Origin of the sequence: Corallococcus sp. EGB (assembly GCF_019968905.1) — a bacterium.
Taxonomy (GTDB): domain Bacteria; phylum Myxococcota; class Myxococcia; order Myxococcales; family Myxococcaceae; genus Corallococcus.
In genome coordinates this window covers 2,422,546-2,439,560 of sequence record NZ_CP079946.1, presented here as the reverse complement: position 1 = coordinate 2,439,560, position 17,015 = coordinate 2,422,546, and the positions used below count along the sequence as shown (strand labels likewise).

Annotated in this window: 17 protein-coding genes; 9 read left to right on the top strand and 8 right to left on the bottom strand. The window is 70.9% G+C overall.

The genetic code is table 11. From position 1 onward, the window contains the following. Window positions 1-40: 40 nt before the first annotated feature. Together metH and KYK13_RS10270 are read right to left on the bottom strand one after the other, a co-directional pair. A complete protein-coding gene (gene metH / locus KYK13_RS10275; RefSeq protein ID WP_223643887.1) occupies window positions 41-3,556 on the bottom strand; it encodes a methionine synthase in 3,516 nt (1,171 codons plus the stop codon). Beyond that, the gene (locus KYK13_RS10270) at window positions 3,553-4,449 is read right to left on the bottom strand and encodes a metalloregulator ArsR/SmtB family transcription factor (protein ID WP_223643886.1); all 897 of its coding nucleotides are present in this window, start codon (window positions 4,447-4,449) and stop codon (window positions 3,553-3,555) included. The genes metH and KYK13_RS10270 overlap by 4 nt, the downstream gene beginning before the upstream one ends. Before the next feature lie 99 nt (window positions 4,450-4,548). Here KYK13_RS10270 and KYK13_RS10265 point away from each other — a divergent pair, with 99 nt between their 5' ends. Both KYK13_RS10265 and KYK13_RS10260 read left to right on the top strand, forming a co-directional pair. After that, window positions 4,549-5,427: a patatin-like phospholipase family protein gene (locus KYK13_RS10265; protein ID WP_223643885.1), complete on the top strand. Its 879-nt coding sequence runs from the start codon at window positions 4,549-4,551 to the stop codon at window positions 5,425-5,427. Between the two features lie 138 nt (window positions 5,428-5,565). Further along, on the top strand, window positions 5,566-7,167 hold the full coding sequence (locus KYK13_RS10260) for a S8 family serine peptidase (RefSeq protein WP_223643884.1): 1,602 nt from the start codon (window positions 5,566-5,568) through the stop codon (window positions 7,165-7,167). A gap of 87 nt (window positions 7,168-7,254) precedes the next feature. Here the strand turns inward: KYK13_RS10260 and KYK13_RS10255 are convergent, their stop codons facing one another. From KYK13_RS10255 to KYK13_RS10245, 3 genes are all read right to left on the bottom strand, one after another. After that, window positions 7,255-7,698, bottom strand: coding sequence for a CoA-binding protein (locus tag KYK13_RS10255; protein ID WP_223643883.1), 444 nt, complete (start codon window positions 7,696-7,698; stop codon window positions 7,255-7,257). After that, a complete protein-coding gene (locus KYK13_RS10250; RefSeq protein WP_223643882.1) occupies window positions 7,695-8,603 on the bottom strand; it encodes a hypothetical protein in 909 nt (302 codons plus the stop codon). Before KYK13_RS10250 ends, KYK13_RS10255 begins: the two co-directional genes overlap by 4 nt. An 84-nt stretch (window positions 8,604-8,687) precedes the next feature. Next, complete coding sequence (locus tag KYK13_RS10245) at window positions 8,688-9,005, bottom strand: DUF2795 domain-containing protein (protein ID WP_223643881.1); 318 nt, start codon at window positions 9,003-9,005, stop codon at window positions 8,688-8,690. 213 nt (window positions 9,006-9,218) lie between these two features. On the opposite strand from KYK13_RS10245, the gene KYK13_RS10240 reads away from it, so the two are divergent. From KYK13_RS10240 to KYK13_RS10225, 4 genes are read left to right on the top strand one after another with little or no spacing between them, the layout of a single operon-like run. Then, a complete protein-coding gene (locus tag KYK13_RS10240; RefSeq protein WP_223643880.1) occupies window positions 9,219-10,820 on the top strand; it encodes a YiiX/YebB-like N1pC/P60 family cysteine hydrolase in 1,602 nt (533 codons plus the stop codon). Between the two features lie 17 nt (window positions 10,821-10,837). Then, the gene (locus tag KYK13_RS10235) at window positions 10,838-11,113 is read left to right on the top strand and encodes a hypothetical protein (protein ID WP_223643879.1); all 276 of its coding nucleotides are present in this window, start codon (window positions 10,838-10,840) and stop codon (window positions 11,111-11,113) included. 55 nt (window positions 11,114-11,168) lie between these two features. After that, complete coding sequence (locus tag KYK13_RS10230) at window positions 11,169-12,023, top strand: SirB1 family protein (RefSeq protein ID WP_223643878.1); 855 nt, start codon at window positions 11,169-11,171, stop codon at window positions 12,021-12,023. An 18-nt stretch (window positions 12,024-12,041) separates the two neighbouring features. Continuing rightward, window positions 12,042-12,614: an NUDIX hydrolase gene (locus KYK13_RS10225; RefSeq protein ID WP_223643877.1), complete on the top strand. Its 573-nt coding sequence runs from the start codon at window positions 12,042-12,044 to the stop codon at window positions 12,612-12,614. On the opposite strand, the gene moaC is transcribed toward KYK13_RS10225, so the two are convergent. Genes moaC through trxB form a run of 3 tightly spaced genes read right to left on the bottom strand, consistent with a single transcriptional unit; the run spans window position 12,611 to window position 15,259 of the window. Beyond that, window positions 12,611-13,051: a cyclic pyranopterin monophosphate synthase MoaC gene (moaC, locus tag KYK13_RS10220; protein WP_304504102.1), complete on the bottom strand. Its 441-nt coding sequence runs from the start codon at window positions 13,049-13,051 to the stop codon at window positions 12,611-12,613. The two genes, KYK13_RS10225 and moaC, sit on opposite strands and share 4 nt — an antisense overlap. Next, complete coding sequence (locus tag KYK13_RS10215; protein ID WP_223643876.1) at window positions 13,048-14,235, bottom strand: PLP-dependent aspartate aminotransferase family protein; 1,188 nt, start codon at window positions 14,233-14,235, stop codon at window positions 13,048-13,050. The genes moaC and KYK13_RS10215 overlap by 4 nt, the downstream gene beginning before the upstream one ends. A 40-nt stretch (window positions 14,236-14,275) precedes the next feature. Next, a complete protein-coding gene (trxB, locus tag KYK13_RS10210) occupies window positions 14,276-15,259 on the bottom strand; it encodes a thioredoxin-disulfide reductase (RefSeq protein ID WP_370645330.1) in 984 nt (327 codons plus the stop codon). Between the two features lie 63 nt (window positions 15,260-15,322). Between trxB and KYK13_RS10205 the strand changes: the two genes are divergently transcribed. The 3 genes from KYK13_RS10205 to KYK13_RS10195 all read left to right on the top strand — a co-directional run bounded on the left by KYK13_RS10205 (window position 15,323) and on the right by KYK13_RS10195 (window position 16,981). Further along, window positions 15,323-15,781 (top strand): cyclic nucleotide-binding domain-containing protein, encoded by a 459-nt coding sequence (locus KYK13_RS10205; protein WP_223643874.1) that lies wholly within the window; start codon window positions 15,323-15,325, stop codon window positions 15,779-15,781. A gap of 178 nt (window positions 15,782-15,959) precedes the next feature. Then, a complete protein-coding gene (gene radC / locus KYK13_RS10200) occupies window positions 15,960-16,721 on the top strand; it encodes a DNA repair protein RadC (protein WP_223643873.1) in 762 nt (253 codons plus the stop codon). Beyond that, window positions 16,721-16,981, top strand: coding sequence for a DUF3006 domain-containing protein (locus tag KYK13_RS10195; protein ID WP_223643872.1), 261 nt, complete (start codon window positions 16,721-16,723; stop codon window positions 16,979-16,981). The genes radC and KYK13_RS10195 overlap by 1 nt, the downstream gene beginning before the upstream one ends. The last annotated feature ends 34 nt before the right edge of the window (window positions 16,982-17,015 follow it).

Below are 17,015 nucleotides of genomic sequence, written 5' to 3'. Positions count from 1 at the left end.
GTCCGCGGCGTCGGGGCCCGGCCTTCGGGCCACCGACGCATCAGGTCACGGAGAAGTACGTCGCGTTCGGGTGGTGGAAGACGATGGCGGACACGCTCGCCTCGGGCTCCATCATGCAGCCGTCGGTGAGCTGCACGCCGATCTCCTCCGGCTTGAGCGCGGCGAACAGCTTCGTCTGGTCCTCCAGGCGCGGGCACGCCGGGTAGCCGAACGAGTAGCGCTTGCCGGTGTACTCCGCGCGGAAGCGCTCCAGCATCGTCATGTCCGCGCGGTCCGGGAAGCCCCACATGCTGCGCAGCTGCGTGTGCAGGAGCTCCGCGTAGCCCTCCGCGGTCTCCAGCGCCAGCGCCTGCACCGCGTGCATCTTGAGGAACTCGCCCCTGGCCTTGAAGCCCTCGGACAGCTCGCGGATGCCCGCGCCCGCCGTGGTGACGAACAGCGAGAGCGCGTCCACGGGCCTGCCGTTCTCCAGCGGCTTCACGTAGTCCGCCAGGCACAGGCCGTTGTCCTTGTCCTGCCGGGGGAAGTCGAAGGACGTCACCGGCTCGCCCGTCGTGCCGTCGAAGAGGAGCACGCGGTCGCCGTCGCTCGCCGCCTTGAAGAACTGGAACACCGAGCGCGCCTGCATCACGCCGCCGCGCAGCAGCGTCTTCAGCTCCTCCACGGCCTCCTTGAGCGCGAGCGCCTTGCGCCCTTCTTCCGTCTTCGCGAGGTCCGCCTCCGCCGGGGTGCCCAGCGCGCGCGACGAGGTGCGCAGGCCCAGGTGGCGGCCGTAGAGCATCACGGGGTTGATGAACTTCCAGATGTGATCCAGCGGCGTGTTGGTGAGCACGTGCCGCGCGAAGTCCGGCGCGGGCGGCACCGTGTCCAGCACCGGCACCTCCGCGCTGCGCGAGCGGCGCACCGGGGCGGCGGGCGCGGGGCGCTCCTTCGCCTCCTGCGCCAGCTTCAGCCGGCGCGCGGCCAGGTCGTCCCGCAGCTTCGCGTGAGCGCCCGGCTCGACAATCTGCTTCGCCAGCTCCAGGCCGTTCATCGCGTCCTGCGCGTAGGCCACCGTGCCGCCGCCGTAGGCCGGGGCGATGTTGCGGTCCACGAAGTTGCGGCTGAGCGCGGCGCCGCCCACCAGGATGGGCGTCTCCACGCCCGCGCGCTTCAGGTCCTCCGCGGTGGCCACCATCTGGTGCGCGCTCTTCACCAGCAGCCCCGACAGGCCGAGGATGTCCGGGCGGTGCTCCTTCACCGCCAGCACCAGCTGCTCGGGCGGGACCTTGATGCCCAGGTTCACCACCTGGAAGCCGTTGTTGGCGAGGATGATCTCCACCAGGTTCTTGCCGATGTCGTGCACGTCCCCCTTCACCGTGGCGAGGACGATCTTTCCGCGCGACGCCGCCTGGGTCTTGCTCATGTGCGGCTCCAGGTGGCTCACGGCGGCCTTCATGGACTCCGCGCTCTGGAGCACCTCCGCGACGATGAGCTCGTTGGCGCCGAAGAGGCGGCCCACCTCGTCCATGCCCTTCATCAGCGGCCCGTTGATGATGTCCAGCGGGGACATCTCCTTCATCGCCAGGTCCAGGTCCGCCGTCAGCCCGTCGCGCGTGCCCTCGATGATGTAGCGCTGGAGCCGCTCATTCAGCGGCAGGCTGCTCACCTGCGCCTTGGCCGCCTTGCGCTCGCGGAAGTGCGCCGCGAAGGGCGTGATGGGATCCGCGCCCCGGTTGTAGAGCAGGTCCTCCGACAGGCGGCGGTCCTCCTCCGGCAGGGACGGGTAGCGCTCCAGCTTCTCCGAGTTGACGAGCGCCATGTCCAGGCCCGCCTGCACGCAGTGGTACAGGAACACGGAGTTGAGCACCTCGCGGCCCGCGGTGGGCAGGCCGAAGGACACGTTGCTGATGCCCAGCACCGTGCGGCACTGCGGGAAGCGCTGCTTGATGAGGCGCACGCCTTCAATCGTCTCCACGCCGCTGCCGGTGTACTGCGCATCCCCCGAAGCGCAGGGGAACACCAGCGGGTCGAAGTAGAGGTCCTCCGGGCGCATGCCGTACTTCTTCGTGAGCAGCTCGTAGCTGCGCTCGGCCACGGCGAGCTTGCGGTCGCGCGTGACGGCCATGCCCACCTCGTCGATGCAGCCCACCACCAGCGCCGCGCCGAAGGCCTTCGCCAGCGGGACGACCTTCTCGAAGCGCTCCTCGCCGTCCTCCAGGTTGACGGAGTTGATGATGGCCTTGCCCTGGCAATACGTGAGCGCCATGGCGATGACCTTCTCGTCCGTCGAGTCGATCATCAGCGGCACGCGCACCTTCTTGACCACCACCTCCAGGAAGTGGCGCATGTCCTCCAGCTCGTCCCGGTCCGGGTTCGCCAGGCAGATGTCGATGACCTGCGCGCCCCGCCGCACCTGGGCGCGCGCGATCTCCGACGCGTCGTCCACCTGGCCCGCGACGATGAGCTCCTTGAACTTCTTGCTGCCGATGACGTTGGTGCGCTCACCCACGATGATGGGGCGCTGCTCGTCCGTCACCTCCAGGTAGTCCACGCCGGACAGCGACGAGCGCGGCTTCGGCACCTCCATGCGCGGCTTCAGGCCCTTCACCGCGGCGGCGAGCGCCTCGATGTGCCCCGCGTGCGTGCCACAACAGCCGCCCACCACGTTGATCCACCCGCTGTCACAGAAGCGCCGCAGCGACCGGGCAATCATCTCCGGCGACTCCAGGTACTGGCCGTTCTCGTCCGGCAGGCCCGCGTTGGGCACGCACGACACCGGGAACGGGCTCATGGACGACAGCGACCGGATGTGGTCCGTCATGAAGTCCGGGCCCGTGGCGCAGTTGAGCCCCAGGTACAACAGCTCCGTGTGCTCCAGCGACGCGGCCAGGCTCTCCACGGACTGGCCCGCGAGCATCGTGCCCATGGGTTCGATGGTCCCGGACACCGCCACCGGGAGCCGCCAGCCCAGCTTCCGGAAGGCCCGGTCGATGCCCAGCAGCGCCGCCTTCACGTTGCGCGTGTCCTGCGCCGTCTCCACCAGCAGGTAGTCAGAGCCGCCCACCGCGAGCGCCTCCGCCTGCACGGCGAAGTTGTCCACCAGCTCCTCGAAGGTGATGCCGCCCGTGACGCTGATGGCCTTGGTGGTGGGGCCGATGGAGCCCGCCACCCAGCGCACCCGGCCGTCCTTCGCCTCCGCCGCCTTCGCCGCCTTCAGCGCGATGCGGGCCGCAGCGACGTTGATGTCGTGCGCCTTGTGGCCCAGCTCGAACTCCGCCAGCACCACCGGCGTGCCGCCGAAGCTGTCCGTCTCCGTCACGTCCGCGCCCGCGGCGAAGTACTTCGCGTGGATGCCTTCGATGACGTCCGGGCGGGTGAGGACCAGGTGCTCGTTGCAGCCCTCGTACTCGGCGCCGCCGAAGTCCGCCGCCACCAGCTGGTGGCCCTGCAGGAGCGTGCCCATGGCGCCGTCCAGCACCAGGATGCGCTCACGCATCGCGGCCAGGAGCGCCTCCACACGCTGGCCGTGCTCCCCGGAGGGAAGCGGCAGGGGATGGGCGATGTGGCTCGTCATGACGGTTTGACTCCGGTCAGCAGGAAGACGCGGAAGGGACTGGCCCCGTCGCGCGCATGCGTCTCGCGGGTGAACGACGTGAAGCCGGCCTCGCGAAGGGCCGCTTCGAGGACTTCGGGCGAAAACCCCAGGTGCCGGTGGCCCAACCGCTCCAGCACCCACTTCTCTTCGTGCGGCATCAACTCCAGCACCACCAACCGGCCCCCCGGCTTGAGCAGCCGCGCGGCCTCCGCCACCACCGCCGCGGGAGACTCCACGTGGTGCAGGCTCTGCGAAATCACCACCAGGTCCATGCACCCGCCCTGAAGCGACAACCGGTGCAGGTCCTCGCGCAGGAAGGTGATGTTGGTGAGTTCGTCGCGGGAGGCCAGAGTTCGAGCCTGCGACAGCACGTCCTCGCTCTGGTCGATGGCCCACACGTGCCTCGCCCACCGGGCCATGGCCCGGCTGAACACGCCCGTGCCACAGCCGAAGTCCGCCACGTCCAGCGGCGGCAGGAGCGACGCCAGCGCGCCCGCCCAGAGGAACCACGACTGGCCCGGCTCCAACAGCCGCTCGTTGAGCGCCTGCCGGTCCTCCCGCGCGCGCAGGAGGTCGTTGAGCCGAGCGGAGTCCCCCGCCGCGTCCTCCGCCTCGCGCGCCAGCCGGATGAGCGGCCAGCGCGCGTCATCCGGCTCCAGGGCCAGCGAGTAGTAGGTGAAGCCCGCCTGCCGCTCCTCCCGGATGAGCCCCAGCCCCTTCAGCTTGGACAGGTGGTGGGACACCGACGACTGCGCCACCCCCACCAGCGACACGAGCTCCGTCACGTTCAGCGGCGCCTGGGCCACCAGGCGCAGGATGCGCAGCCGCGTCGTGTCCCCCAGGACACGGAAGGATTGGGAGAGGACATCCATATCGAGCCATCAACATATATCGATACCCCGATTCCGCCACAAGGGACCCGGCAACGCATTGCGTTGCCTTGGGGCGCACCCATCCCGTAAAAATCCGAAATGGCTCCCTCTTCCACGTTGCACTCCCTGCTCGAAGGCAAGCGGTTCGGGCTGGTCCTGTCCGCGGGCTACTTCGGGTTCTATGGCCACGCGGGCTTCCTCAAGGGGCTGCATGCCTCCGGGCTGAAGCCGCACGCCTACGCGGGCACGTCCGCGGGCGGGATGGTGGCGGCCTACGCGGCGGCGGGGATGCCCATGCCGGCCCTGGAGGAATTGGTGCTGCGCCAGACGCGGGCCAACTTCTGGGACCCGGACCCCCTTGGCGCGGTGCTGAACGTGGCGTCGCAGGGGCACGGCTTCACGGGCCTGCTCAAGGGCGAGCGCTTCCGGCGCCTGCTGGAGGACACGCTGCCCGTCTCCACCTTCGAGGACCTGCCGCACCCGCTCTTGCTCACCGCGGCCAACCTCACCCACGGCACGCACCAGGTGTTCACCACGGGGGAGCTGGCCCCGCGCGTCCACGCCACCTGCGCATACCCGGGCCTCTTCCGCGCGGTGCCGCTGGACGGCCAGCTGTTCTGGGACGGCGGCCTGGTGGACAAGGCGCCCGCGCTGGCGCTGCAGGAGAGCGCCATGGGCAAGGACCTGGACGCCATCCTCGTGCACTTCCTGCCCAGCCGGACGCGCAAGGTGGTGGGCGGCCCCATGGCCTACCCGCAGGGCCTGGCCGCCGGGTCCGCGGCGCTGAGGCGCGACCACTTCCGCCTCCAGCTCACCGTGCTCCAGACACGCAACGTGCCCGTCTACGTCGTCGTCTCCAACCTGCCCCCGGTGACGCCCGCCACGCTGGAGCGCGGCTTCGACGCCCTGGATCAAGCCCGGCTGTCCGCCGAGCGCGCCCTGGCCCGGCCTCCCTTGCCCTTCGAGCAGAGCACCTGAGCGCCTTCGCCCGCCCGCCCGCCCGCTCGGTTCAACAAGGACTGAATAAATCAACAGGACAGAAATAACAGAATATCAAGATTTAAATGACAGACCGGCGTAGCATGGTGGGAGTGCTGTCCATCCCGGAGGAAGTCCATGCTGAAGTCGACGCTGTCCCCGCGCCCCCTGCGTGGCGCGGTCATGGCTGTGTCCCTGCTGGCGTTGGCCCCCGCTGCTGGCGCCGCACCCTCGCTGACGCCGCGTGCGCTCCTGGCGAAGCCCACGGGCCGGGAGCTGCCCGCGGGGACGTTCGTGGAGCGGCTGGTGGTGAAGTTCCACGAGGGCAGCCACATCCGTCTGCGCGGCGATGCGCTGCGCGTGCTCGCCTCCGAGCGCAGCGCCAGCGAGCGCGCGCTCCTGTCCGGCCTGCGCCTGGACGATGCGCGCGTGGAGGCGGACCTGGCGGAGGTGGTGGCGCTGCTGGAGCGTGCGCCGCGCATCGGGTCGCTGGAGCGGGTGTTCCAGGCGGACGAGGCCGCGCTGGACGCGAGCAAGCTGTCCGGTGAGCGGTCGAGCGGCGAGCAGCTGGCGGACCTGAACCTGTACTTCGAAGTCCCGCTGTTGCCCGGCACCACCGCGGACACCGTGGCGGACCTGGTGGCGGCGCTCAACCGCGTCGGAAGCGTGGAGACGGCCTACGCGGCGCCCCCCGCGGAGCCGGCGATGGTGAACTTCGGCATGGAGGCGGGGCTGCGCGCGCTGCTCTCCGCGGCGGACCTGCCGCCCACCACGCCGCTGTACCAGGCCAACCAGGGCTACCTCAACGCGGCGCCCTCCGGCGTCAACGCGACGTACGCGTGGACGGTGAACGGCGGCAAGGGCACCAACGTGAAGTTCGTGGACATCGAGGGCGCCTGGCGCACCACGCACGAGGACTTCCCCACGTTCTTCCGCGTGGGCGGCACGCAGTACAACGACCTGGGCTGGCGCAACCACGGCACCGCGGTGCTGGGTGAAATCATCGGCGCGTCCAACGCCTACGGCGTGACGGGCATCGCCCACGCGGCGACGCCGGGCGTGGAGGCCATTGGCGCGCAGAGCACCGCGAGCGCCATCACCAACGCGGCGGCCGCGGTGGGCGCGGGCGGCGTCATCCTGATCGAACTGCACGCGGGCGGCCCCGCGGACGGCACGCCCTGCACGTGCAACACGTCCCAGTGCAACTACATCGCGATGGAGTACTGGCAGGACAACTTCGACGCCATCCGCAACGCCACCGCCAACGGCGTCATCGTGGTGGAGGCGGCGGGCAACGGCAGCGCGGACCTGGACGCGGCGGCCTACGGCGGCCTGTTCAACCCGGCCACGCGGGACTCGGGGGCCATCATCGTGGGCGCCAGCACCGCCACCACGCGCGTGCCCATGTGCTGGACCAACTTCGGCCAGCGCGTGAACGTGCACGGCTGGGGTGAGTCCGTCGTGTCCACCGGCTACGGCGACCGCTTCGGCAGCGCCTACGGCGAGGACCAGTACTACACGTCCACCTTCAGCGGCACCTCCAGCGCGTCGCCCATCATCGTGGGCACCGCCGTCAGCGCCCAGGGCGTGGCGAAGGCCAACGGCCGGCTGCTGACGTCCGTGCAGATGCGCGGCCTCTTGCGCAACAACGGCACGGCGCAGGCCGCGGACTCGCGGCAGATCGGCCCCCTGCCGGACCTGCAGAAGGCCCTGCCCAAGGTCATCTCCGGCAACTACTGACACCTGACGAGGGCCGCCGACCTCCACGCGCGGCCACGCGGCCCGCCGTGCCCTTCGGGGTGCGGGGGGCCGTTGTCGTTCCTGGCGTCAGCGCCCGCTGTAGCGGCGGTGGTCCACCATCAGGCAGCGGTCCTGCACCACGCGGATGCCCGCGGCCGCGAGCCGCTTCGCCGCGGCGTCGTTGCGGATGCCGGACTGGAACCACACCGCCTTGGGCTTCTTGGCGATGATGTCGTCCACGTGCTGGTCGATGTCGCCGGGCCGGCGGAACACATCCACCACGTCGATGTCGCCCGGGATGTCCACCAGCCTCCGGTACACCGGCTTGCCCAGGATCACCTTCGCGTCCGGGTAGTAGACGGGCACCGGCACCACGTCCACGCCCGCCTTCGCCAGGTACTCCGGCACGTAGTACGCGGGCTGGGCGGAGTGGTCCTCCGTCTTGATGCCCAGCACCGCCACCCGCTTCGCCTCCTGCACCACGCGCTTCACACCCGCGTCGTCCTCGATGAGGTACTCGTCGTGGCTCATGGCCCTTCCTCCTGGAGCGCTTCCGCCTGGGACTCGGTGGTGAGCGTGAGCGTCGTGCCCGCCTCCACCGCCTTCACCTTCAGCAGGCGGCGCACCGGGATGAAACGGCCCGTCGCCACCACCTGTTCGCCTTCACACGTCACACCCTTCGAAAGTCCGGGCGAGCCGGCCTCCGCCCACACCGCCTTGAGCTCCTCCGGCGCCTTGGGCGGCAGCGCGTCCAGGCAGCGCAACGACAGCACCACCGCGTCGCCGAACATCGTCGGGCGCGTGCCCTGCACCGTGCGCTCCAAGAGATAGGTGCGCTCCGCGCCGTCCACCGTCACGGAGTCCACCGCCCAGGTGCGCTGCCCCTCCACCAGGTTGCGCTGGAGCAGCCCCGCGTACTTCGCCTCCCACTCGCGGCGCGTGCGGATCTCCAGCGCCTCCGGGCTGAAGAAGCGCTCCACCTCCGGCACGCCGGGGCCGCCCTCGGGCGCCACCTGCCGCAGCGCCTCCTGCGCGGCCTCCGGGCCCACCAGCTTCACGAAGGTGCCGTCCGCCGCCAGCTGCATGCGCAGCGTGAAGCGCTCCAGCACGGCGCCGGACAGGGACGGCACGTCCCGCCCGTCATGGACCTGCCGCGGGGTGCGCACGGACTGGGCCGCGCGCCAGCCGCCGTCGGACGGAGTGAAGCGCGTCTCGGTGGTGAAGGCCGCCTCGTCGCGCACCTCGGGCAGGCCCTCGCGCTGGAGGGTGCGGGTGGCGCGCACGGATTCGGTGAGCAGGCGGTCCACGGGGGGCTTGAAGTCCAGACGCACCGGCGGCGGCAGCCCCGGCGGGGGGGTGAGCGGCGGATACCGGGACTTGCACCCGGCACCCGCCAGCGACAGCAGAAGACAGCTCCACACGAGGCCCGTACGCATGCGCTCGCGAACGCTGGCAGAAAGCCAGGGCGCCCGCGAGCGTCTTGCAACGTCCTTGCGTCGAGTGTCAGCGCGCAGGCGACACTAGGGGTGGCGCGTCTCGCCCTCGGAGGCACCCTCGACGCGGTCGCGCCCGATGTTGCGCCGGTCGCGGTCCACGCCGTCGTCGTCCGGCAGCCCGTTCATCGCGAAGCGGCGCTCGGCCTCCGCCAGGTCGCGCAGCACGTGCTCGCGCAGCATGTACTCGTCCTGCGGCAGGGACTTGAGGATGTTGATGATGTCGACCGGGGCCTCGTTGTCCGCGGCGGTCTCGACGAGTTCCTCGCGCGTCGCCGGGTACTCCACCCCATCCAGGTGCGGGGTGATGGAGCGCGAGAGGTCCTCCGCCTTTCCGTAAGCCATCGTGTCTTCCACCTTTCTTGCGCCCGGAGCTCCCATGCCCGGACGGTCATCCACGCATCAACGTGGGGATGCCGCCCGCACCGGGCCACCCTGGCCGCCTGTACCTCCCCTGTACCTCCTTCGACGCCGGGCGAGCGGGGGACCGTCCGCCTCTCCCGCGTCCGCTTCGCGCTAGAGTCCCCGCGCCCACGCCCGCCGGAGTCCTGCCCTCCGATGTCCTCCGCTTCCCTGCTCGCCGCCTGGCTCACGCTCGCCAGCCCTCCCGCCGAACCGGCGTCCCCTCCGCCCGGCCCCGCCGCCGAGCAGGCCCCGCGCGACATCTACGCGCTGGATGACGCCGCCTTCGTCGCCCAGGCCCGCCGGGACCTGGAGACGCTGCGCCTGGGGACGGAGGGGCTGCGCCGGCTTCGTGAGGAGGCCTTCCGCTCCAAGGCGCTGTACCGGCGCGACCAGGACGTGCCCTACACGCCGGACGAGAAGCAGCTCCTGGTGTCCACCTGGGCCGCGTTCTTCGACTGCTTCGTCACCACGGAGGTGGTGCGCCAGCGCTACTGGGACTTCCTCAAGGTGCCCGCCCTCACCCAGCCGAAGAAGCACGCCTGGGGCTTCCTCCTCACCCACGCGGCGCTCGCCGCGGAGCTGGCGCAGGGCATGGCCTTCGCGGACCTCGCCGGGAGCCAGAAGCAGCTGGAGGTGCTCCTGGATGAGCCCGGCCCGGAGTACGGCCTGCCCGCGCGCGCCTTCAGCCGCTTCAAGGAGAAGGTCGTCCACGTGGGCACCAGCACGCAGCTCTTCACGGGCGACGGCTACCGCGCGACGCTGCACCCGGTGCTGGCGAGGTCCGGCGTGCTGGACGAGCCCGGCGTCTCCGCGCTCTTCCAGGCCATGCGCGAGGACAGCAAGGCGGCCCGCACGCGCCTCCTGAAGCGAGGCCCGGTGCTCTTCGCGAAGGCCGCCGCGGACCTCACCCAGGACACCACCGCCCGCGCGGTGTTCCCGGTGCAGAAGACGGTGGCGGAGTGGATGGGGGACACCCGCGTGCACCGCTCGGGCCGTCCGCTCATCTCCCGGGAGCAGGCGCTGGCGCTGCTGCCGCGCATGGAGCCCGGGGACGTGATGGTCGCGCGCCAGAACTGGTTCCTGTCCAACATCGGACTGCCGGGCTTCTGGCCGCACGCGGAGCTGTACGTGGGCACCTCGCGGGAGCTCTCCCAGGCCTTCGACGCGGAGCCTGGCGTGAAGGCCTGGGTGGCCACCCTGCCCGGCCATCCGGAGACGTTCACCGCCCACCTGGCGAAGGCCTTCCCCGCCAAGTGGGCGGAGTACACCCGGCCGGACGCGCACGGCGACCCGGTGCGCATCATCGAATCCATCAGCGAGGGCGTGAGCTTCACCGGCGTGGAGCACGGCATGCACGTGGACTACCTGGGCGTCCTGCGGCCCCGGCTGTCCCCGCTGGACAAGGCCCGCGCCATCCTGCGCGCCTTCACCTTCCAGGGCCGCCCGTACGACTTCAACTTCGACTTCTTCTCCGACCAGTCGCTGGTGTGCACGGAGCTGGTGTGGAAGTCCTACGCCCCCTCAAAGGACATGAAGGGTCTGGACATCCCCCTGGTGAGCGTGGCGGGCCGGCGCACGCTGCCGGCGAACGAAATCGTGCGCGTGTTCGACGCGGAGTACGGCCAGCCCGGCCGGCAGTTCGACTTCGTCGCCTTCCTGGACGGGCGGGAGGCCCAGGGGGACGCCGTCGAAGCAAACGCCGAGGCCTTCCGTTACACCTACCGGCGCATGAAGTGGGACATCGCGCAAGAGTGAGGCGAGGCAGACACACCATGACGGAAGAGACGGCGAACGAGTTCCTGGCCCTGGCCACCCCCCTCTACGAGCGGATGATCGCCCAGCAGCAGGCGAAGGTGCTCAAGCTGGCGCGCGAGGCGGTGCCCAACATCGGGCCGGAGGAGCTGCGCAACCCGCACGACTTCCCCGAGCTGAAGGAGCACCCGACCTTCGAGTTCGAGGACGGCATCCTGGCGGGGCTGATTTCCGCGCAGATGGCGCTCCGGGCGGAAATCAAGGGCCGGCTGCCGGCGGCGCCGCCGGCGTCCTGACGCTCGGCTGCCTGCCTTTGCCGTGAGGAGCGTCCGTGGGTTACTGGTGCCAACCGTGAGCTTTCCCTCTGGATTCGGCCCTCCGCTCGCGCGCGAGCGGCTGGTGTCTTCCCTGGCCGCGGAGCCTCCGCGGCTGGACCTGGCGGCCCTGGCCATCGCGACGCTGGGCCGCGAGGACCTGGATGCTCCGGCGTGTCTGAGGACGCTGGACGCGCTCGGCGCGCGGGTGCAGGTGGAGGCGGAGCGGCTGCGCGAGAAGGGCGAGGCGCTGGCCCCGCTGCGCGCGCTTCGCCACGTGCTGGCGGACATCGAGGGCTTCCGGGGCAACGAGGAGGACTACCACGCCCCGGACAACAGCTTCCTGGACCAGGTGCTGGAGCGGAAGGTGGGGCTGCCCATCACGCTGTCGGTGCTGTACCTGGAGGTGGCGCGCCGCGCGGGCATTCCGCTGTACGGCGTCCCCTTCCCCGGCCACTTCCTGGTGGCGTGCGACGCAGGCGACCACAAGCTGGTGATGGACCCCTTCCACCACGGCGACATCCTCACCGAGCACGGCTGCGAGGAGCTGCTCAAGCGCGTGGCGCCGCAGCTCAAGTTCGACCGGTCCATGCTCGCGCCCGCGCCGGTGGAGCTCATCGCGTACCGCATGCTGTCCAACCTTCGCCGCGTGTACCTGGGGCGCGACGACAGCCAGCAGGGCCTGGCGGTGGTGGACCTGCTCTTGCTGCTGGCGCCGGACCATCCGGGAGAGCTGCGCACCCGCGCGTCGCTGCTCACCACGATGGGCGCCTTCCGCGCGGCCTTGAAGGACGTGGAGCGCTGCCTGGAGCTGTCACCGGACGCGCCGGACCGCGAGCGCCTGGAGATGTCCGCGCGGGAGCTGCGCGAGCGGGCGGAGCTGCTCAACTAGCGAGAGGGAGTCTGTCGCATGGCGTCCGCGCCCGAGACGAAGGTGAAGCCCTGGCCGCGACTGCGCCGGGGCCTGGTGCACGACTTCACGGTGGTGCAGATCCGCGAGGACAGGGTCGCGGACCCGCGCACGCACCGGGAGCACCCGCGCGTGCACATGGACTGCGCGGACTGGGTGAACGTCATCGCGGTGACGAAGCAGGACGAGCTGGTGATGGTGCGCCAGTTCCGCTTCGGCATCGACGCGGCGACGCTGGAGGTGCCGGGCGGCGTCATCGACCCGGGCGAGGACCCGGCCACGGCCGCCGCGCGCGAGCTGGAGGAGGAGACGGGCTACCGCGCCGCGAGGCTGGAGCCATTGGGCGTCGTGCATCCCAACCCGGCCTTCCAGGCCAACCGCTGCCACACGTACCTGGCGCTGGACTGCGAGCGCGTGAGCGAAGGCGACCCGGACGACGGCGAGGACATCGCCGTGGAGTTGCACCCGAGAGCGGACCTGCCCCGGCTCATCCTGGAGGGACACATCACGCACTCGCTGGTGGTGACGGCCTTCTTCCTGGAGCGGCTGCGCGCGGAGGCGCAGGCGCGTTAAGCCGGGTCGCGGTCCCAGGTGCCGGAGCGGCCGCCGGACTTGTGGTCCAGTTGCACCGCTTCGATGACCATGCCCCGGTCCACGCTCTTGCACATGTCATAGACGGTGAGCGCGGATGCGCACGCGGCCGTGAGCGCCTCCATCTCCACGCCCGTGCGGTCCACCGTCTTCACGCGCACGCGCACCTCCAGGCCTTCCTCCACGGGCGCGAGCGTCACGTCCACGCCCGCGAGCGCGATGGGGTGGCACAGGGGCACGAAGTCCGGGGTGCGCTTGGCGGCCATGATGCCGGCGAGCCGCGCCGCCGCGAGCACGTCCCCCTTCTCCACCTTCCCCGCGAGGATGCGCTCGCGAGTCTCCGGCAGCATGCGCAGGCGCGCGGTGGCCACCGCCACGCGGTCCGTCTTCGGCTTGTCGCCGACGTCCACCATCTTCACCGGCCGGCCCCCTTCGCCACCGCGGCGAGCAGGTCGTCCGCCACGTCGTCCGGGTCCTCCAGCCCCACGGACACGCGGATGAGGCTGTCGCGGATGCCCGCCTGGGCGCGCTCCTGGGGCGTCATGCGGCGCGCGCTGGCGCTGGCCGCGTGCATCACCAGCGTGCCCACGTCTCCCAGCGACGGCCCGGGCTTCGCCACCCGCAGCGCCTCCAGGAACCGGTCCCCTTCCTTCTGCCCCGCGCCCTTGATTTCGAACGCCACCATGGGCCCGAAGCCACCCTCCAGCACCCGCGCAGCCACCGCGTGGTCCGGATGGGAGGCGAGGCCCGGGTAGATGACCCGCTCCAGCAGCGGCGACTCCGCCAGCCGCTTCGCCACGTGGGCGGCGTGCTCGTTGTGGGCCTTCATGCGGACGGGCAGCGTGCGCAGGCCGCGCAGCGTGAGCCATGCCTCGAAGGGGCCCAGCACGTCACCGGACAGGATGCGCGCCGAGCGCAGCGGGTCGATGCGCGCCTTGGAGCCACTCACCGTGCCACCCAGGGCGTCGCTGTGGCCGTTGAGCCACTTGCTGGTGGACTGCACCGCGTAGTCCGCGCCCAGCTCCAGCGCGCGCTGGCCGAACGGGGACGGGAACGTGGCGTCCACCGCGAACACCGCGCCCGCGTCGCGGCAGGCCTCGGCGAGCGCGCGGATGTCCGGCACGCGCAGCAGCGGATTGGAGATGCTCTCCGCCAGGACCAGGCGCGGGCGCCACTCCCGGATGCGCGCGGGCGCCTCCGGGGACGTCGGGGCCAGGGGCTTCAATTCCACGCCCCAGCGGGCGCACAGGTTCTTGTAGAGCGCCCGGGTGACGCCGTAGCCGTCCGTGGGCATCACCAGCACGTCCCCGGCCTTCCACGGCTGCGCGTCGAACAGCGAGCGCAGCGCGGCCATGCCGCTGGCGTAGGCGACGCAGGCCTCCGCGCCCTCGAGCGCAGCCACGGCCTCCTCCAGCAGCGCGGCGTTGGGCGCGCTGATGCGGGCGTAGGCGTAGTCCTTTCCGTCCAGCGCGTCCGACAGGTCGTCGCTGCTGTCGAACCAGTTCACCGCCGCCGGGAAGATGGGCGGCATGACGGGCACGGCCTTGCTCCCGGTGAGCCGGGAGCCCGCGTGCACCGCCACCGTCTTCTGCTTCGTCTTCATGCGCGTGTCGTCTCGCTCAGGGACGGAAAGGATGGGCGGACTACTCGCCGTGCTCGATGAGCCAGCGCTCCGCGTCGATGGCGGCCATGCAGCCCGTGCCCGCCGCGGTGATGGCCTGGCGGTAGTAGCTGTCCTGCACGTCGCCGCAGGCGAAGACGCCCTCGACGTTGGTGCGCGTGCTGCCCGGCACCGTCTTCAGGTAGCCGCTCTGGTGCGTCTCCAGGACGCCCTGGAACAGCTCCGTGTTCGGCGTGTGGCCAATGGCCACGAAGAGGCCGTGCGCGTTCACCAGCTTGCTGTCGCCCGTCTTGACGTTGCGCACCACGGCGCCCGTCATGCCCTTGCCGTCGCCCACCACCTCCTCCACCGCGGAGTCCCACATGAAGGAGATCTTCGGGTTGTTGAGCGCGCGCTCCTGCATCACCTTGGACGCGCGCAGCGAGTCGCGGCGGTGGATGAGCGTGACGTGGTTGACGATCTTCGCCAGGTACGTGGCCTCTTCCATGGCCGTGTCGCCGCCGCCCACCACCAGCACGTCCTGCTTCTTGAAGAAGGCGCCGTCACAGGTGGCGCACGCGGACACGCCCCGGTTCTTGTAGGTGTCCTCGCCCTTGACGCCCAGCCACTTGGCCGTGGCGCCCGTGGAGATGATGACCGTCTCCGAGCGCACCTGCATGCCGCTCTCGCTCTCCAGCAGGAAGGGCCGCTGGGAGAAGTCCACCTTGGTGATGTTCTCCATGTGGATGACGGTGCCGAAGCGCTCCGCCTGCTTCTGGAAGCGCTCCATCAGCTCCGGACCGGTGATGGCCTCCGGGAAGCCGGGGTAGTTCTCCACGTCCGTGGTGACCATGAGCTGGCCGCCCGGGACGCGCTGCGGGTGCTCCAGGGTGGGGCCGCCGGCGAACAACACGGGCTCCAGGTTGGCGCGCGCGGCGTAGATGGCGGCGGTGTAGCCCGCCGGGCCCGAGCCGATGATGGTGACCTTCTGGATCTTGTCCTGCGACACGGCGCCTCCTGCGCTCATACGTTTGCGGGCCGGGACGGTACCAGACACCGCCATCCTGGCCATGATACGAACCTGGACCCCATGGATGCCGCTGTCCTCAAGAAGGTTGCGCTCTTCGAGGGATTGACCCAGGGCCAGCTCGCCAAGGTCGCTCGGATTGCACTCTCCCGGAGCCACGCGGCGGGGGACTTCCTATTCCGCGAAGGCGACACCGGCCAGGAGATGTTCATCCTGACCACCGGCAAGGTGCGCATTTCCAAATCCGTGCCGGGCATCGGGGAGGAGGCGCTCGCCATCCTCGAACCCGGCCAGTATTTCGGAGAGATGGCGGTCATCGAGGATTCTCCCCGCTCGGCGGACGCCATCGCGCACACCGACTGCACGGTGTGGGTCATCGAGCGCGCGAAGCTGGACCAGCTGATGTTCACGGACAAGGACCTGGCCTACGTCCTCCTGTGGACGTTCGTCCGCACGCTGAGCGAGCGGCTTCGCGAGACGAACGACAAGATCAAGGGCTTCTTCGCCATCTCCCGCTTCTAGCTGGCGGCCCCGGCGCTTCCTGCCTCCTCGCACGCCAGGAGTGCGAGTGGAGCATCGCTGTCCGTCCCGCTCCCGGGCCTCTTCACACGCCGCTGGACGGGCCTGCCTGGGCGTCCAGGAGTGGACCCCAGCGGGCACATGCCTTGCTCAAGCCCGCCGTCGCGTGGACGGAGGCGGGATGGAACAGGGTGGAGAGGCGTGGGTGGAGCCGGGCGAAGGGGAAGCCACGGGGGCCAGGTCGGTGAGGGCGCGCGGCGCGGGACGGGGGGATGCGCGCGAGCGCCTCTTCCGCCTGGGCGCGGAGTCCCTCACCGACCTGGAGCTGTTGGGGCTCCTGTGGACGGAGGGGTTGGGGGACGCGGCGGACGGCGTGGCGAGGGACGGGCTCAAGGCGCTGGTGCAGGAGGATCCGCGCGTCTTGTGCGCGCGGCGGGGCGTGGGGCCCTCCCGCACGTCCCGGCTGCTGGCGGCGCTGGAATTGGGACGGCGCGCGCAGCGCTCCCCGGAGAAGCGGCCCCGGCTGCGAAATCCGAAGGAGGTGCACGCGTACCTGGCGCCCACGCTGGGCGCGCTGAGGCGCGAGGTGTTCCACGTGCTCTGCTTCAACCCGCGCAACGTGCTGGTGCGCGACGCCCGGGTGGCGGAAGGAACGCTGAGCGCGTGTCCGGTGGATCCGCGGGAGGTGTTCGCCGCGGTGGTCGCATCGAGGGCCACGGCCATCGTGCTCGCGCACAACCACCCTTCCGGAGACCCTGAGCCCAGCCTCCAGGACGTGGGGCTCACGGAGCACCTGGCGCGAGCGGCGGGGATCCTGGGCGTGAAGCTGTTGGACCACGTCGTCGTGGGGGACGGCGTGTTCGTGTCCATGCTGGAGCGGGGCATCCTCCCGGACAGCGAGCGGGAGGGGCGGCGCAAGTGCGTCACGGGAGGGGGCTGGTGATGGGAGCGGGGGTGCTGCTGGCGCTGGGGGCGAGTCCCCTGCGGGTGGAGGTGTTGGAGGACACGCGGGCCCTGGTGGTGCGGACCGACGGCGGGCAGGCGTGCACGGTGGAGCGCTGGCGGCTGCCTCCGGGCGCGCGCGAGGGGGACGTCATCGTGGACGGCCGCCTGGACCCGGAGCGGACGGAGGCGCTGCGGCGCGAGGTGGCGCGCAAACGGGCCGCGTTGGCGGTTCCCCTTCCTCCGGGGCTCGAGCTGTGAGGTGGGGGCGCCGGTGCCCACGGAGGGGATTGGC

What these genes read in the sequence shown, in the direction of transcription:
- KYK13_RS10240 (WP_223643880.1), top strand. Translation starts at nt 9,219, where the DNA reads ATGTCCTCCGCTTCCCTGCTCGCCGCCTGGCTCACGCTCGCCAGCCCT.
- KYK13_RS10195 (WP_223643872.1), top strand. Translation starts at nt 16,721, where the DNA reads ATGGGAGCGGGGGTGCTGCTGGCGCTGGGGGCGAGTCCCCTGCGGGTG.
- KYK13_RS10250 (WP_223643882.1), bottom strand. Translation starts at nt 8,603, where the DNA reads ATGCGTACGGGCCTCGTGTGGAGCTGTCTTCTGCTGTCGCTGGCGGGT.
- KYK13_RS10225 (WP_223643877.1), top strand. Translation starts at nt 12,042, where the DNA reads ATGGCGTCCGCGCCCGAGACGAAGGTGAAGCCCTGGCCGCGACTGCGC.
- KYK13_RS10265 (WP_223643885.1), top strand. Translation starts at nt 4,549, where the DNA reads ATGGCTCCCTCTTCCACGTTGCACTCCCTGCTCGAAGGCAAGCGGTTC.
- metH (WP_223643887.1), bottom strand. Translation starts at nt 3,556, where the DNA reads ATGACGAGCCACATCGCCCATCCCCTGCCGCTTCCCTCCGGGGAGCAC.
- KYK13_RS10270 (WP_223643886.1), bottom strand. Translation starts at nt 4,449, where the DNA reads ATGGATGTCCTCTCCCAATCCTTCCGTGTCCTGGGGGACACGACGCGG.
- KYK13_RS10235 (WP_223643879.1), top strand. Translation starts at nt 10,838, where the DNA reads ATGACGGAAGAGACGGCGAACGAGTTCCTGGCCCTGGCCACCCCCCTC.
- KYK13_RS10245 (WP_223643881.1), bottom strand. Translation starts at nt 9,005, where the DNA reads ATGGCTTACGGAAAGGCGGAGGACCTCTCGCGCTCCATCACCCCGCAC.
- KYK13_RS10205 (WP_223643874.1), top strand. Translation starts at nt 15,323, where the DNA reads ATGGATGCCGCTGTCCTCAAGAAGGTTGCGCTCTTCGAGGGATTGACC.
- KYK13_RS10255 (WP_223643883.1), bottom strand. Translation starts at nt 7,698, where the DNA reads ATGAGCCACGACGAGTACCTCATCGAGGACGACGCGGGTGTGAAGCGC.
- radC (WP_223643873.1), top strand. Translation starts at nt 15,960, where the DNA reads ATGGAACAGGGTGGAGAGGCGTGGGTGGAGCCGGGCGAAGGGGAAGCC.
- KYK13_RS10260 (WP_223643884.1), top strand. Translation starts at nt 5,566, where the DNA reads ATGCTGAAGTCGACGCTGTCCCCGCGCCCCCTGCGTGGCGCGGTCATG.
- trxB (WP_370645330.1), bottom strand. Translation starts at nt 15,259, where the DNA reads ATGAGCGCAGGAGGCGCCGTGTCGCAGGACAAGATCCAGAAGGTCACC.
- KYK13_RS10215 (WP_223643876.1), bottom strand. Translation starts at nt 14,235, where the DNA reads ATGAAGACGAAGCAGAAGACGGTGGCGGTGCACGCGGGCTCCCGGCTC.